Origin of the sequence: Streptomyces sp. NPDC050264, from assembly GCF_040655895.1 — a bacterium.
Classification (GTDB): Bacteria; Actinomycetota; Actinomycetes; order Streptomycetales; family Streptomycetaceae; genus Streptomyces.
In genome coordinates this window covers 393,846-408,463 of record NZ_JBFAKV010000005.1, presented here as the reverse complement: position 1 = coordinate 408,463, position 14,618 = coordinate 393,846, and the positions used below count along the sequence as shown (strand labels likewise).

The 14,618-nt window shown below is 72.2% G+C and carries 8 protein-coding genes; 6 read left to right on the top strand and 2 right to left on the bottom strand.

The window, feature by feature from the left end; translation table 11 throughout:
- Positions 1-71 precede the first annotated feature (71 nt).
- The 6 genes from AB0J02_RS11560 (at position 72) to AB0J02_RS11535 (ending at position 11,097) form a co-directional block, all read left to right on the top strand.
- Positions 72-2,399, top strand: coding sequence for a protein kinase (locus AB0J02_RS11560; protein ID WP_363193386.1), 2,328 nt, complete (start codon positions 72-74; stop codon positions 2,397-2,399).
- A 123-nt stretch (positions 2,400-2,522) separates the two neighbouring features.
- Positions 2,523-4,112: a serine/threonine-protein kinase gene (locus AB0J02_RS11555; protein WP_363193385.1), complete on the top strand. Its 1,590-nt coding sequence runs from the start codon at positions 2,523-2,525 to the stop codon at positions 4,110-4,112.
- A 55-nt stretch (positions 4,113-4,167) separates the two neighbouring features.
- Positions 4,168-5,745, top strand: a complete 1,578-nt coding sequence (locus AB0J02_RS11550; RefSeq protein ID WP_363193384.1) for a serine/threonine-protein kinase — start codon at positions 4,168-4,170, stop codon at positions 5,743-5,745.
- Between the two features lie 96 nt (positions 5,746-5,841).
- Positions 5,842-7,443 carry a serine/threonine-protein kinase gene (locus tag AB0J02_RS11545; RefSeq protein WP_363193383.1) on the top strand — a complete coding sequence of 534 codons (1,602 nt, stop codon included), beginning with the start codon at positions 5,842-5,844 and terminating at the stop codon, positions 7,441-7,443.
- A 149-nt stretch (positions 7,444-7,592) separates the two neighbouring features.
- Positions 7,593-9,236: a succinic semialdehyde dehydrogenase gene (locus AB0J02_RS11540; RefSeq protein WP_363193382.1), complete on the top strand. Its 1,644-nt coding sequence runs from the start codon at positions 7,593-7,595 to the stop codon at positions 9,234-9,236.
- Positions 9,237-9,291: 55 nt separating this feature from the next.
- A complete protein-coding gene (locus AB0J02_RS11535; RefSeq protein WP_363193381.1) occupies positions 9,292-11,097 on the top strand; it encodes a GMC family oxidoreductase in 1,806 nt (601 codons plus the stop codon).
- Positions 11,098-11,197: 100 nt separating this feature from the next.
- On the opposite strand, the gene AB0J02_RS11530 is transcribed toward AB0J02_RS11535, so the two are convergent.
- Together AB0J02_RS11530 and AB0J02_RS11525 are read right to left on the bottom strand one after the other, a co-directional pair.
- Positions 11,198-12,217 (bottom strand): peptidase, encoded by a 1,020-nt coding sequence (locus AB0J02_RS11530; RefSeq protein WP_363193380.1) that lies wholly within the window; start codon positions 12,215-12,217, stop codon positions 11,198-11,200.
- Between the two features lie 135 nt (positions 12,218-12,352).
- The gene (locus tag AB0J02_RS11525) at positions 12,353-14,434 is read right to left on the bottom strand and encodes a glycosyltransferase family 4 protein (protein ID WP_363193379.1); all 2,082 of its coding nucleotides are present in this window, start codon (positions 14,432-14,434) and stop codon (positions 12,353-12,355) included.
- Between the last annotated feature and the right edge of the window lie 184 nt (positions 14,435-14,618).

The window sequence follows — 14,618 nt, the reverse complement described above, 5'->3', positions numbered from 1 at the left end:
GACGCAACAGTTCGTATAACTGGGCACATAGCGAACGGAATTGACCGCAGGACGGGTCAGGGGGAGGCGTTGTGGACGAGTACGCGGGACGGGTGCTCGCCGACCGTTACCGCCTGCCCGTCCCGGCGCCCGACGCGTACGAGTTCGCCGAGTCCCGCGCGTTCGACACGTACAGCGGGCAGGAAGTCCTGGTCCGCCAGGTGCCGTTGCCGGAGGTCGTCGAGGCCGAGGTGCTCGACGCGGACGGGCTGCCCGAGGGGTTTCGGCCCGGGGCTCCCGCCGCGCGGGCGTCCGCCGAGCCCGCCGTGGCGCGCGCCATCGAGGCCGCGCAGGCCGCCGCGCAGATACCCGACCATCCCCGGCTCGACCAGGTCTTCGACGTGTTCGCCGAGGGCGGGTCGCTGTGGGTCGTCAGTGAGGTCGTCTCGGCGAGGACCCTGGCCGCGGTGCTGGACGAGGCGCCGCTGAGCCCGTACCGGGCCGCCGAGGTCGCCTCCGACGTGCTGACCGCCTTACGGGCGCTGCACGCGCATGGCTGGGTCCATCGGAACATCACCGCCCGGACCGTGCTGGTCTGTGACGACGGGCGGATCGTGCTGACCGGGATGGCCGCCGGGGCCGCCGAGGAGGCCTTGTGCGGGTATGACCCGCGGCCCCAGCCGTCCCAGGGGGAGCCCGGGTTCGGGGCGGCTGGGGAAGCGCCGCCCTCGTTGCCTTCGCCGGTCGCGCCCGCTGCCGAGCCCGACCCCGGGGACTACCGGGCCGCCCGGGCCGGGGCGATCGCCGCGTATCGCGCGGGTGCGCGGGCCGCCGCGGCGGAGCGGGTCGATGATCCGTACGGGGTGGGGGAGGCGTGGCACGGGGCCGCGCCCCGGCCCCGTCGTGAGGTTGAGGGGGGCCCGGCCTCTGACTCCGCTGTTCAGCCGGCCCGTTGGGATGAGCTGGTCGCTGGAGGTGAGGACACAGGGCTCCGCCCCGGACCCCGCTCCTCGATCGCCGGAGGGGCTGAGTCCGCGCCGGGCGGGGCGGGATTTGCCGGGGCTGAATCCGAGGCCGGGTTGGGTGGCATCGCCGCCGAGCGGGCCCGTCAGGTGCGGATGACCGTGGTCGGGCCCGTCACCGAGCGGTGGGCGCCCGAGCAGGCCTATCCGGTGCAGGAGAGCTGGCAGTTGGCGGCGCCCGTGGGGCCCGCCACCGATCTGTGGGCCCTGGGCGCGCTGCTCTTCCGGGCCGTGCAGGGGCACGCGCCGTATCCGGAGGAGTCCACGCCGGAGCTGGTGCAGATGGTGTGCGCGGAGCCGCCCGCGTTCGCCGAGGAGTGCGGGCCGCTGCGGCCCGTGGTGGAGTCCCTGTTGCGGCAGGACCCCACCGAGCGGCTCGACTTCGAGGAACTGCGGGGCTGGCTGCGGTCGCTGGTGCGCTCCGCTCCCGAGCCGGAGGCGGGGGCGAACGTCGTGCCGGCGCCCCCGTTCGACGCCGCGCGGCTGCCGATCGTACGGCGCAGGGGCGAACTCGTGCGCAGACGGCGGTCGCGGCAGGCCGCGTCGGCGGCGCACGCCCGGCACAAGCGGGGCCGCGCTGAGCGGATACCGAAGGCGCCGCGACCGCAGAAGGCACCGAAGGCACAGAAGGCACCGAGGGCGCCGAGAGCTCAGCAGGCGCCGCGGGAACGGCAGGGGCGGCCCCGGTCGCTCGGCCGGTGGCTGCTGGTGCTGGTGCTCGTCGGACTTGTCGGCGCGGTGGCGTACGCGGTGGCCTTCATGCCGAAGGCGGAGCCGGGTTCGGATACGAAGGAGAACGCCAACTCGGTGGGCGGGGCGCCGGACCGTTCGCCGTCCGCGTCCGACGGCAAGGGCGCGGGGAAGCCGTCCGCGCCCGAGTCCTCCGCGTCCCCCGACGGCAGGAGCAGCTCGGATCCGTCCAGTACCCAGCCGCAGTCCGACATCGCCGCCGGGTTCACGCTGCGCAAGGACGCCGAGGGCTTCGAGGTCGCCGTCGCCAAGGGCTGGCAGCGGCAGTCGAAGAACGGGCGGGGTCAGGTCCTGTACACGCACGGGAAGTTCGAACTCCTGCTGGTCCCCGGGCGGGACTCCACCGCCACATACGGGTCCGACCCGATGAAGTATCAGCGGGAGGACGAGCGGGAACTGCAGCCGTTCCGCGATTCCACGTGGGCCACGTCGAGCGGCATGAAGTCCATCGACGTCGGCGGACGGACCATGGCCGAGGGGCAGTTCACCTGGCAGGGGACCGACGGACGTGAAGTTTTTGTGCGGAATCTGGCCATGGTCGTCGGAGGGAAATACCACGTCGTGCAGGTGCGGGGACCCGAGGCGGAGCGCGATGAGGTGACCCGGCTGTACGACCAGGCGTCGTCTACTTACCAGTACGGCGGCTGAATCGGGAGGTACCGGACGCGACTCGCGTCACAGTGCTGTCTCCATGGCACCCCGCCTGTTCCTTGAGAGGCGCCCGCTCCCTAGTGTGGCCCTGTCAAGACCATTGGTGGGAAAGTGAATCAGATGCAGGGCCAGCTTCTCGCGGGCCGCTACCGGATCGGCGAATCGATCGGCCGCGGCGGCATGGGCCGCGTGTGGAGCGCGCATGACGAAGTGCTGCACCGGGCGGTCGCCATCAAGGAGTTGACCGCGGCTCAGTGGGTGGCCGAGGCCGACCGTGCGGTTCTGCTCGCGCGGACGCAGACGGAGGCGCGGGCCGCCGCGCGCATCAACCACCCCGCGGTCGTCACCGTGCACGACGTGCTGGAGCACGACGACCGGCCGTGGATCGTGATGGAGCTGGTCGAGGGGCCCTCGCTCGCCGACGCCGTCAAGGAGCACGGCCGCATCGTGCCCGCCGAGGCCGCGCGGATCGGCCTGTGGACGCTGCGGGCGCTGCGCGCCGCGCACAACGCGGGAGTGCTGCACCGCGATGTGAAGCCGGGCAACGTGCTGCTGGCCAAGGACGGCCGGGTCAAGCTGACCGACTTCGGCATCGCTCAGGTCGAGGGCGACTCGACCATCACGCGGACCGGCGAGATCGTCGGGTCCGTGGACTATCTGGCCCCGGAGCGGGTGCGGGGCTCCGAGCCGGGCCCCGCCTCCGATCTGTGGGGACTCGGCGCCACCTTGTACACGGCCATCGAGGGGACGTCGCCCTTCAGACGTACGTCGCCGATCAGCACGATGCAGGCCGTCATCGAGGAAGAGCCCGAGGTCCCCGAGTACGCGGGGGCGCTGGGGCCGGTCATCGCGGCGCTGCTGCGCAAGGACCCGGCGGACCGGCCCAGCGCCGACGAGGCCGAGGTGATGCTCGCCGAGGCGGCGGAGGGGCGCCGCTCCGGAGCGGCGCAGGCCTATGTGCCGACGCGGGTGGACGTGCCGGCACCGGCGCCGACGCCGGCCCCGCGGCCGGAGACCGCCACGGCCGTGACACCGCCCGCACCCGTACCCGCGCCGGCCGCCCCGCGGCGGCGGCACTGGCCCCGGGTGCTCGTCGCCGTGGTCGCGGCCCTCGCCGTCGGGGGCGGCGGGGTCGGTGCGGCGCTGTACTACGCCGACCACCGGGGCAGCGGGAGCGGGTCCTCCGCGGGCCAGAATGTCGCGGGACAGGACGGGTCCGGCGAGGACCAGGGGGATCAGGAGCCGGAGGCCGGGGCGATACCCGACAGCTGGAAGCGGGTCAACGACGTCGAGGGGTTCAGCCTGATGCTGCCGCCCGGCTGGAAGCGGCAGGCGAACGGGTCGCAGATCGACTACACGCCGGACGGCGGCCAGCACTTCGTCCGTATCGCCATCGACAAGCAGTCCGACTGGCAGGACTCGTACCAGCACCAGCTGGATCTGGAGAAGAACCTGAGCCGGAACCTGCCGGACTACCAGCGGGTGACGCTCGACTCCAACAGGTTCCGGGACCGGGCCGGTTCGCTGTGGGACTTCACCTGGACGGCCGGGAACAAGGACACGACGTCCGGGCCGCGGCGCGCCATAGAGCAGACGTACCGGGAGACGGACGGCACGGAGTACGCCATCTACCTGTCCGTGCCGGCCGCGGACTGGGACACCGCACGGGAGCAGTTCGACGCCATTCTGCGGGGCTGGCGACCCGCCTAGCTCCTGTCCGGAACCGGAGGACCCCGGCTCACAACCGTGCGGCATGATGGGGCGCATGGGGACCGAGGGGGGCAACGTCCGTGTGATCGGCGGCCGTTATCGGCTGGAGGCCATCATCGGTCGGGGCGGCATGGGGGTCATCTGGCGGTCCTCGGACACCTTGCTCGGCCGGCAGGTCGCCGTCAAGGAGCTGGCCGTCGACGAGACGCTCTCCGAGGACGAGGCGGCCCAGCAGCGGGAGCGGATGCTGCGGGAGGCGCGGGCCGTCGCCCAGCTGCGGCACCCGAACATCATCGTCGTGCACGACGTGGTGCTGCACGAGGGACGCCCGTACATCGTCATGGACCTGCTGGACGGCGGATCGCTCGCCGACCGGATCGCGCGGCAGGGGCCCGTCGACCCCGTCGAGGCCGCCCGCATCGGGCTCGCGCTGCTCGGCGCACTGCGCGTCGCCCACGCGGCCGGGGTGCTGCACCGCGACCTCAAGCCGGCCAACGTCCTCCTGGAGGCGGGCACCGCCCGGGTGGTGCTGACCGATTTCGGGATCGCCCAGGTCGCGGGCGCCACCACGCTGACGGAGAGCGGCGGCTTCGTCGGGTCGCCCGAGTACACCGCGCCGGAGCGGATGTCGGGCGGCGGGGCGGGCGCCGGGGCCGATCTGTGGTCGCTGGGGGCGCTGCTGTGTGCGGCGCTGACCGGTGAATCCCCGTTCCGGCGCGACTCGTTGGGCGGAGTCCTCCATGCGGTCGTGTACGAGGAGATCCAGCCGCCGCCCGAGGCCGCCCCGCTGCTCCCGGTGGTCCGGGGCCTGCTGGAGCGGGATCCCGCCCGGCGGCTGGGGCTCGACGAGGCCGAGCGGCTGCTGCGTGCGTACGTCGCCACGGGTGCGACCCCGCAGCAGGCCCCGCCTCCGGGCGCGTACACGCCGACCCGGCCGGACATGCCCGCCGTCCACCGCCAGAAGATCTCCACGCGGGTGCTGCTCGTGGCCGCGGCGCTCGTCGCGGCGGCCGCCGGGGCGGTTCTCGCCGCGACCGCGCTGCTCGCGGGCCGGGACGGCAACACGCCTCAGACGCCGACGAGTTCGGCCTCCGAGCCGTCGCGTACGGGGTCGGCGTCGGTCTCGCCCACGCCGACCGTCACCGTCACCCGGTCGGAGACCCGCACGGCGACGCCGCGGCCCACGGCGCCGACCGGGTACCGGACCGTACGGGACGCGAAGGGGTTCAGCCTCGCGGTGCCCGAGGGGTTCACGCGCTCGCTCGACGGGCAGCGGGTCTTCTACATGTCGCCGCGGAGGACCTTCCGCATCGGCGTGCGGGTCACCGGGACGCAGGAGGGCGGGCCCGCCGCCGCGCAGCGCCGGGCGGCGGCGGACGGGCCGAGCACCAACCCGGGTTACCGGGACGGGAAGGTCACCGACACCTCGCACGACGGGCACGACGCCGCGCTGTGGGAGTTCACCTGGGACGGGTTCAGCACGTCCGAGGGCGCCCGGCGCACCATCGACCTGTGCTGGGAGGAGGGCGGCCGGATGTACGACGTGTGGGTGTCGGCGCCCGTCAGCAGAATCGATGAGGCACGGGCCTACTTCGACGCCGCCGTGGACACGTTCGCCCCTTCTGCGGGGTAATGGCGGCGGGCCGCCGACGGCGGGCCGGGCACCGGGGCGGTCACAACTCCGTGACCGGAGTGGAACCGGGGGCGTCCGCACGGTAGGGATGGTGCCATGAGCAACAACGGGGGAGCCTCCTACGGCCCGAACGAACCGACCAGCTTCGATCTGCAGCCGCCGCGGCCCGTGCAGCCGGCACCCACGCAGGTCGTGCCGCCGCAGTCGGACCCGGGCGCGGGCCGGCTCGTGGCGGGCCGCTACCGGCTGCTGAGCAAGCTCGGGCACGGCGGCATGGGCACCGTGTGGCGGGCCAAGGACGAGACGGTGGACCGCGAGGTCGCCGTGAAGGAACCCCGGGTGCCCGATCATCTGCCGGACCGGGAGCGGGCCAACGTCTTCGAGCGGATGCGGCGCGAGGCGCGGGCCGCGGCCCGGCTCGACCACCCGGCGGTGGTGAACGTCCATGACGTCGCCGTCGAGGACGGCAGGCCGTGGATCGTCATGGAGTTCGTGCAGGGCCGCTCGCTCGGTGCCGCGCTCCAGGAGGGCACGCTCGGCGCGCGGGACGCCGCCCGCGTCGGACTCGAAGTGCTGGGCGCCCTGGAGGCCGCGCACGCCGCCGGGATCCTGCACCGGGACGTGAAGCCGGACAACGTCATGCTCGGCCGGCACGACCGGGTGATCCTCACCGACTTCGGCATCGCCCAGATCGAGGGCGAGACCAATCTGACCGACACCGGCGGGTTCGTCGGCTCACCCGAATTCATCGCGCCGGAACGGGTGTTGGGGCAGCGCCCGGGACCCGCCTCCGATCTGTGGTCGCTCGGCGTCGTGCTGTACGCGGCGACGGAGGGCGTCTCCCCGTTCCGCCGCAGCAACACCCCGGCCACGCTGCAGTCCGTGCTGAACGCGACCCCGGCCGCGCCCGCCTCGGCGCAGGGTCCGCTGGCCGATGTCATCAACGGGCTGCTGCAGAAGGACCCGGCGAGACGCCCGAACGCGGCGCAGGTCCGCGCCCTCCTGGAGCGTGCCGCCGAGCCCCCGGTCCAGCACCGCCCCACCCAGGTCGTACAGGTCGGGTCCGGCCGGGGCGGGATCCGGCTCGGGCGCGGGACGCTCCTCGGGATCGGCGCAGGCGTCGTGGTCCTGGCCGTGGCCGCGTACCTGGTGGTCGCGAACCCGTTCGCGGGGCCGTTGCCGGACGGCTGGAAGGAGTACGAGACGAAGGCGCTCGGTGTGACGGTCGCGGTGCCGGAGGACTATCAGCCGGGCAAGCCGTCCGAGACCGACACCGACAAGAACTGGGTGACGTACACCGACTGGAGCGGCAGCATCTGGGTGGGCGTGAACGTGGCCCGCAAGAAGGAGGACTCCCTCAACGAGATCAAGGGGTCCGCGCGGGCCCAGATGTACGACGACGACACCAAGTTCAAGGACTCCGGCGACTCCGATCTGGACATGCCGGAGGGCGCGAAGACCACCCCCGACGCGAACGCCAAGTACGAGGAGCAGGACGCCGCACGGAACACCGTCGCCTACATGACGGACGACACCGAGAATCCCCGGCCGCGCGAGATCCGCTTCTTCTACTACAAGAACAAGGCCGGCGACATGTACCGGGTGACGGTCAGCTATCCGGGCAAGGGCGACTTCACCGACCGCGGCCGCGAGGTCGCCGAGGACGTACTGGCGAATGTGGACATCGCCGGAAAATGATCGGGAGTAATTGATCGGCGGTTCTCGGTGCCGTAAAGCGCCTGATCAGCGGCTTTGCTGCCAGCGATCACTGGCGCGGTGTGTGTACTCGGTGAAAGCCCGTTACCGATGGGTACCGAAAGCGTCGGCTTCGGCATACGCTCCCCCACATGACGGAGTCGCAGGCCACCACCGAGAGCCCCGAGAACGCAGAGACCGCGGCGAGGACCGGCACCAATCCGCCGGCCGCCGCCCCCGTAGGCGCGCGCACGGCGGCCGACGTGGTCACGCCCGAGCTGGTCGCCCAGCTCACCCGGGGCGTGGTCGGCTCGGGGCGGACGGCGAACCACACGCCGTTCACCGGTGAGAAGCTGGCCGACCTGCCGGAGTCGACACCGGAGGACGTGGCGACGGCCTTCGAGCGCGCCCGCGCCGCCCAGGAGGTGTGGGCGAAGACGCCGGTGCGGCAGCGCGCCGCCGTGCTGCTGCGCTTCCACGACCTGGTCCTGGCCCGGCAGGCCGAGGTGCTCGACCTGATCCAGCTGGAGACCGGCAAGGCCCGGCTGCACGCCCACGAGGAGGTGCAGGCCGTCGTCGTCGCGGCCCGGCACTACGGCCGCAAGGCCCCCTCGTACCTGAAGCCCAAGCGGCACACCGGCGCCGTCCCGACGCTCACCAAGGTGACCGAACTGCGGCAGCCGCGCGGCGTCGTGGGCCAGATCGCGCCCTGGAACTACCCCCTCGAGCTGTCGGTCGGCGACGCGCTGCCCGCCTTCGTCGCGGGCAACGCCGTCGTGATGAAGCCCGACACGGAGACCTGCCTGACCGCACTGTGGGCCCGCGACCTCCTGATCGAGGCAGGGCTGCCCGCCGAGGTCTTCCAGGTCGTGCTCGGCGAAGGCCCGGTCGTGGGACCCGAGTTGGTCAAGCACGCCGATTACGTCTCCTTCACCGGCTCCACCCGCACCGGCCGCGAGGTGGCGCAGGGAGCCGCCGCCCGCCTGGTCGGCGTCTCGCTCGAACTCGGCGGCAAGAACGCCATGTTGGTCCTCAAGGACGCCGACGTGGAGAAGGCCGCGGCCGGCGCGGTGCGGGCCTGTTTCTCCTCCGCGGGCCAACTGTGCATCTCCATCGAGCGGTTGTACGTCCACGAGTCGGTCGCCGACGCCTTCGTCGAGCGGTTCGCCACCCGTACCAAGGCGATGCGGCTCGGCACGTCGCTCGCGTACGGCGCCGACATGGGATCGCTCGTCGGCGAGCGGCAGTTGACGACCGTGAAGGCGCACGTCGAGGAGGCCGTCGCCAAGGGCGCCAGGCTCGTCGCCGGCGGTGTCGCGCGCCCCGACATCGGCCCGTACTTCTTCGAGCCGACCATCCTCGACGGGGTGGAGGCGCCGATGGCGGTCTGCAACGAGGAGACCTTCGGCCCGGTCGTCTCGATCTACCGCTTCACCGACGAGGACGAGGTCGTCGCGCTCGCCAACTCGACGCCGTACGGGCTGAATTCGTCGGTGTGGACGAAGGATGCCAAGCGCGGCCACGAGGTCGCGGCCCGGCTGCGCACCGGCACCGTGAACATCAACGAGGGGTACGCGCCCGCGTACGGCAGCGTCCAGTCGCCCATGGGCGGCATGAAGGACTCCGGACTCGGCCGCCGGCACGGCTCCGAGGGCCTGTTGAAGTACACCGAGGCGCAGACCGTCGCGCACCAGCGCGTGATGCCGATGGCGCCGTCGTTCGGGATGGACGACGAGAAGTACGCGCAGTTCATGACGCGCAGCCTGAGCCTGATGAAGAAGTTCCGGCTGCGCTGAGCGCGAGCGCGACCGGCCACACACAGCCCGCACACGCACGCAAGGAGAACCGGCAATGGCGCTGGAGAACAGCGACGACTCCGCGTACGACTACGACGTCGTGGTCATCGGCTCCGGGTTCGGCGGATCCGTGTCCGCCCTGCGCCTGACCGAGAAGGGGTACCGGGTCGGCGTCCTGGAGGCGGGCCGCCGGTTCGCCCCCGGCACGCTCCCGAAGAACTCCTGGGACGTGAAGAACTACCTCTGGGCGCCGAAGCTCGGCATGTACGGGATCCAGCGCATCCACCTGCTCGGCAACGTGATGGTGCTGGCCGGCGCGGGTGTCGGCGGCGGCTCGCTCAACTACGCCAACACCCTGTACGTACCGCCGAAGCCGTTCTTCGAGGACCCCCAGTGGAAGGACATCACGGACTGGGAGGAGGAGCTGAAGCCGTACTACGACCAGGCGCGGCGGATGCTCGGCGTGCGGCTCAACAAGACGATGACCCCGGCCGACGTGCACCTGAAGGCGGCCGCCGAATCCATGGGCATCGGTGACACCTTCCACATGGCGCCGGTCGGCGTGTTCTTCGGCGACGGTGACGACGCCGACGGCCGCGACGAGGTGAGGGCCCGGCCGGGACAGCAGGTCCCCGACCCGTACTTCGGCGGCGCGGGCCCGGCCCGCAAGGCGTGCACCGAGTGCGGCGAGTGCATGACGGGCTGCCGGCACGGCGCGAAGAACACCCTCAACGAGAACTACCTGTACCTCGCCGAGAAGGCGGGCGCGGTCGTCCACCCCATGACGTCCGTCGTGTCCGTGACCGACGACTCGCAGGGCGGGTACGCGATCGCGACGCTGCCCACCGACAACAAGAAGAAGGCGGCCGGGCGCGTCTTCAAGGCCCGCAGGGTCGTCGTCGCGGCGGGCACCTACGGTACGCAGACGCTCCTGCACCGTATGAAGGCGAGCGGCCGACTCCCGCACCTCTCGGCCAGGTTGGGTGAGCTGACCCGCACCAACTCCGAGGCCCTGGTGGGCGCGCAGACCACCGACCGGCGCTACCGCAAGCGGCACGGCGTCGCGAAGGCCGACTTCACCAAGGGCGTCGCGATCACCTCGTCCGTCCACCCGGACGCGAACACGCACATCGAGCCGGTCCGCTACGGCAAGGGGTCGAACGCGATGGGCGGCATGTCCATCCTCCAAGTCCCCTACGCCGAGGGGACGTCGAGGGTGGCGGGCTGGCTGGCGAACGCGGTGAGGCACCCGAGCCTGCTGGTGCGCTCCCTCTCCAACCGCCACTGGTCGGAGCGGACCATCATCGGCCTGGTCATGCAGTCCCTGGACAACTCGCTGACCACGTACCTGAAGCCGGACGGCGTCGGCAAGGGCCTGCTCACCGCAGGGCAGGGCCACGGCGCCCCCAACCCCAAGCAGATCAAGGCGGCTTCGCAGGGCGCGTCCGCCATCGCCGCCGAGATCAACGGCTTCGCCGGGTCGAACGTCGGCGAACTGATGGGCACCCCGCTGACCGCCCACTTCCTCGGCGGCTGCCCCATCGGCGACAGCGCGGAGAGCGGCGTGATCGACCCGTACCACCGGGTCTACGGCCACCCGGGCATCTCCGTCGTCGACGGCGCCGCGGTCTCCGCGAACCTCGGCGTCAATCCGTCCCTGACGATCACGGCGCAGGCCGAGCGCGCGATGGCGTACTGGCCGAACAAGGGCGAGGACGATCAGCGCCCGGCGGTCGGCGCGGCCTACACCCGGCTCGCGCCCGTCGAGCCGAAGAACCCGGCCGTCCCTGCGGAGGCGTTCGGCGCGCTGAAGCTGCCGTTCCTGGGGATACCGGCGGTACCGCGCAAGAAGCAGAAGTAGCCCAAGGAGCAGTAGCGGCAGGGCTGTTGAACGCGAAGGACCCGCACCCCCCTCCGAGTGCGGGTCCTTCGCGTTACATGCGGGGCTCGTGCACAGGCGCTTACGCCTCGTTGCCCACCTTGCGGCGACGCACGGAGTAGACGACACCGGCACCGGCGACGACGGCGACACCGCCGATGAGGCCGACGGTCGGCAGCGCCGAGCTGGAACCGGTCTCGGCGAGCGACCCGGCGAGCGGGGTGCTGCTGCTCTGCGGGGCCGGGGTGTTGGTCGGCTTCGGCGCGCTCGTGGCCGGCGGGACGCTGCCGGGCTTGGTCCCCGCGGGCAGCACCTCGAAGCGGTACTCCTGGTCCTCGGGCACGCTGTAGCCGCAGACACCCTCCGCGTCCACGCTGGTGGCGAAGGCCACCCCGCCGCCGAGCCCGGCCGGGGCCTTGGCGTCGACCTTGATGCGGAGCTTGACGTCGGTGTGCTTGCCCCGCGCGAGCGGGCCGAGCTCGGTGAACGGCTCGTCGTTGGCGACGTCGATGGCGGTGTCGATGTCGTGCCAGCCGGACTTGTCGGAGAACTGGACGTGCAGGTACTTGCTCGTCTCCGTGGTGTCCTCGTCGTACGCGTACGAGAAGGCGTACAGCTGCGTGGAGACGGTCTCGAAGTCCGCGTCGGTCTTGTTCGAGACGCGGAACGTGAAGCCGTGCCAGCCGGAGCCCGCGACGATCTCGGACGGCAGATCGCGCAGCTCGGCGAGGGTGCCGGGGCTGTCCTCGTAGCCGGTGCACTCGTCGTCGTCACCGGTGTCACCGTCGTCGTCGGTCTCGGACGGGTCCGGGGTGGTCGCGGGCGTCGTGGTGTCCGACACGGCCGGCGAGGTCGTCTCGCCGGTGCCGGCCGCGGGGGTTTCGGTTTCTTCCGCCGTCTCGGTGGCGGACGGGTCCGGCGTGCTCGTCCCGGGCGTCTCGCCCGCGGTGGTCTCCGGCGCCGTCGTAGTCGTCTCGGTGGACTCGACGGTCCCGGGGGCGGTCGGCGTCCCCGTGGCGAACGCGGCCGGTGCGGACAGGAGCGCGATCGGGGCCATGGCGGCCGTCGCGGCCGCCGTCACCAGTGCGCGGCGAAGCTTCATCTAGACCTCGATCGGTACGAAGGCGGAGGGCCGCCGCGGTGGCGGTCGCGGGTGTGGCCGTTGGTTCTGCACATGTGACCTGCGATGGGCGGAAATGGTTGTCCCTTCACTGACAGGATCTTTATGTGAACTGGATCACTGCTCGCGCGCGCTCAGGGCCAGGTCGTTGGCGCCGGTGACGTACATCTGCACGCCGTGGGCGCCGCGTTCGGGGAACAGGTCGGTCTTGTTGCGGTCGACGATGTCGCCGCCGAGCCGGCCGAGCGGCACCGGCGCCGGATCGGGCGTGGCGCGGTGCAACCGCAGGTCCCAGTGGTCGCTCACGGCCTCGCGCCGCTCGGCCGCCTCCGCGTAGGGAAGCGTGAACTCGAAGCGCCCGTCGGCGAGTCGGGTCACCGGGACGGAGAAGTCCTGGCTCCTGCCGGCGCGCGAGACGGCCACCACGCGCGCGCCGTCGAGGGGGTCCTCGGCACCGAGCAGCGCGGCGCCGATCGTGACCCCTTCCGCACCGATGTCGACGCGGAGCACCTCCGCGTGCGCGGGCCGCTGCCAGGCGCGCACGGCGAGGAATCCGTCGACGGTGGCGTACGGAAGCCAGGCCGCGACTCCGTCGGGACCGGTGCGCGGGGCCGCGCCGACGCGGCGGGCGCGTTCGGCGAGGCCGCAGATCAGGCGGGTGCGCCGGTCGGTGCCGCGGCGGGCGATGTAGCAGTCCCAGCGGCCCTCGGCGAGGGCGTGTTCGCCGGCCGCGACGGTGACGGTGATCGCGCCGAGGTCCGGTGCGGTGGCGACCTCGGGCAGCGGCACCCGGATCTCCCGCCCCTTGGGGTCCTTGCGCAGCCGGGCCACGAAGTCCAGGGAGCGGGGCGGCAGGCTCGCCGCGTCGAACCGCACGGTGAATCCGCCGTCGGCGGTGGAGCGGACGAACGCGACCGGGTTGGCCGGCGCCTTCGGCCCGGCGGTCGCCGCGGGCCGGTGGGCGGGCGCGGTGGCTCTGGTCCGGCGCCGCAGGAGAGGGCGTCGCGGCTGCGGCTGCCGGACCCGTCCCAGGTGCCGGCGCGCCGACAGCGTCCGGAACAGCTCCTCGTAGCGGCGGGCGACGGCGGCGGGCTCGAAGTCCTGGGCGCGGGTGCGCGCCGACTCGCCGAGTCTGTCGCGCAGTTCGGCGTCGGACATGAGCAGGCCGAGCGCGTCGGCGAACAGCTGGACGCCGCTGTCGCCCGCCTCCACCGGCACGAGCAGCCCGTTCTCCTCGTGGGTGATGATCTCGGCGGGGCCGTGCGGGCAGTCCGTCGCGATCACCGGCACCCCGCAGTGCATGGCCTCCACGATGGTCATGCCGAAGGACTCCCGGTCGGAGGAGACCGCCGCGATCGCGCCCTTGGCCCACTCGGTCTCGATGGGGGAGACCGGGCCCATCAGCAACACCCGCTCGTACAGCCCCAGTTCGTCGATCTGGGCGCGCAGCGCGTCTCTCTGGGGGCCGCGTCCGTACAGCCGCAGCGTCCACTCGGGGTGGTCGCCCGCGACCTTCGCGAAGGCGTCGACGAGCCGGTCGTAGCGCTTGACCGGGATGAGCCGTCCGGCCGCCACGATCACCTTCGAGTCCCGCGGCGAGGGCTGGACGGCACCGGCGGGCACCGCGTTGGGCACGCAGGTGATCGTCGTACGGACCTGGGGGAGTGCGGCGCGGTACTGCGCGGCGTCCGCCTCCGACACGGTGACGAACGCGTCGAGCTGCCCGATCGCCACGTTCTGGGCGCGGCGTACGTCGTCGGCGTGGCCCGTCAGCGAGAGGTGTTCCTGGCCGATGCGCAGGTAGCGGTCGGTGCCGTAGCGGGACAGGTAGCCGTTGAGGATCGGGCGGGTGGCGATGACGATGTCGGCGTCGGTCTCCGTGAGGTAGTCGGCGAGGCGCCGGTCGTGCAGCGCGGTGTAGCGCAGCCGCCCTTCCAGCGTGCCCTTCTCGTGGTACATCGCGCAGGGCTGTGCGGTGAGCGGGTCGTCGCCCGCGTACGCCGGGCTGTCCTCGCGCAGGTCGATCAGGGTGGCCATCCGGACGCGCGGGTCGAAGGGCAGCCCCGTCCGGTCGGCGGTCCGGTGCACGCTGACCACGTGGACTTCGTGCCGGGTGGCCAGGGCGCCGGACATATTGGCGGTGGCGCGGATGGTGCCGCCGATGCCGTACGCGTCGTTGATGAGAAAGACGATCTTCATGAGTGTTCCCCCCCAGGAGACGGGCCACGTCGACCCGTGAACTGGTTGAGACCACTTGAGGGGAAGGACGTTGCCCGATGTGGCGCGAGTCACAAAATGAGGGATATCTTCCGCTTGCGCATGGATTGTGAACCCTCGGCTCGCACGCCCTGTCGAGCATCGCGAGGGGATGTGTCGAGCACCA

Coding starts and splice junctions, on each gene's coding strand:
- AB0J02_RS11555 (WP_363193385.1), top strand. CDS start 2,523: ATGCAGGGCCAGCTTCTCGCGGGCCGCTACCGGATCGGCGAATCGATC.
- AB0J02_RS11550 (WP_363193384.1), top strand. CDS start 4,168: ATGGGGACCGAGGGGGGCAACGTCCGTGTGATCGGCGGCCGTTATCGG.
- AB0J02_RS11545 (WP_363193383.1), top strand. CDS start 5,842: ATGAGCAACAACGGGGGAGCCTCCTACGGCCCGAACGAACCGACCAGC.
- AB0J02_RS11540 (WP_363193382.1), top strand. CDS start 7,593: ATGACGGAGTCGCAGGCCACCACCGAGAGCCCCGAGAACGCAGAGACC.
- AB0J02_RS11535 (WP_363193381.1), top strand. CDS start 9,292: ATGGCGCTGGAGAACAGCGACGACTCCGCGTACGACTACGACGTCGTG.
- AB0J02_RS11530 (WP_363193380.1), bottom strand. CDS start 12,217: ATGAAGCTTCGCCGCGCACTGGTGACGGCGGCCGCGACGGCCGCCATG.
- AB0J02_RS11525 (WP_363193379.1), bottom strand. CDS start 14,434: ATGAAGATCGTCTTTCTCATCAACGACGCGTACGGCATCGGCGGCACC.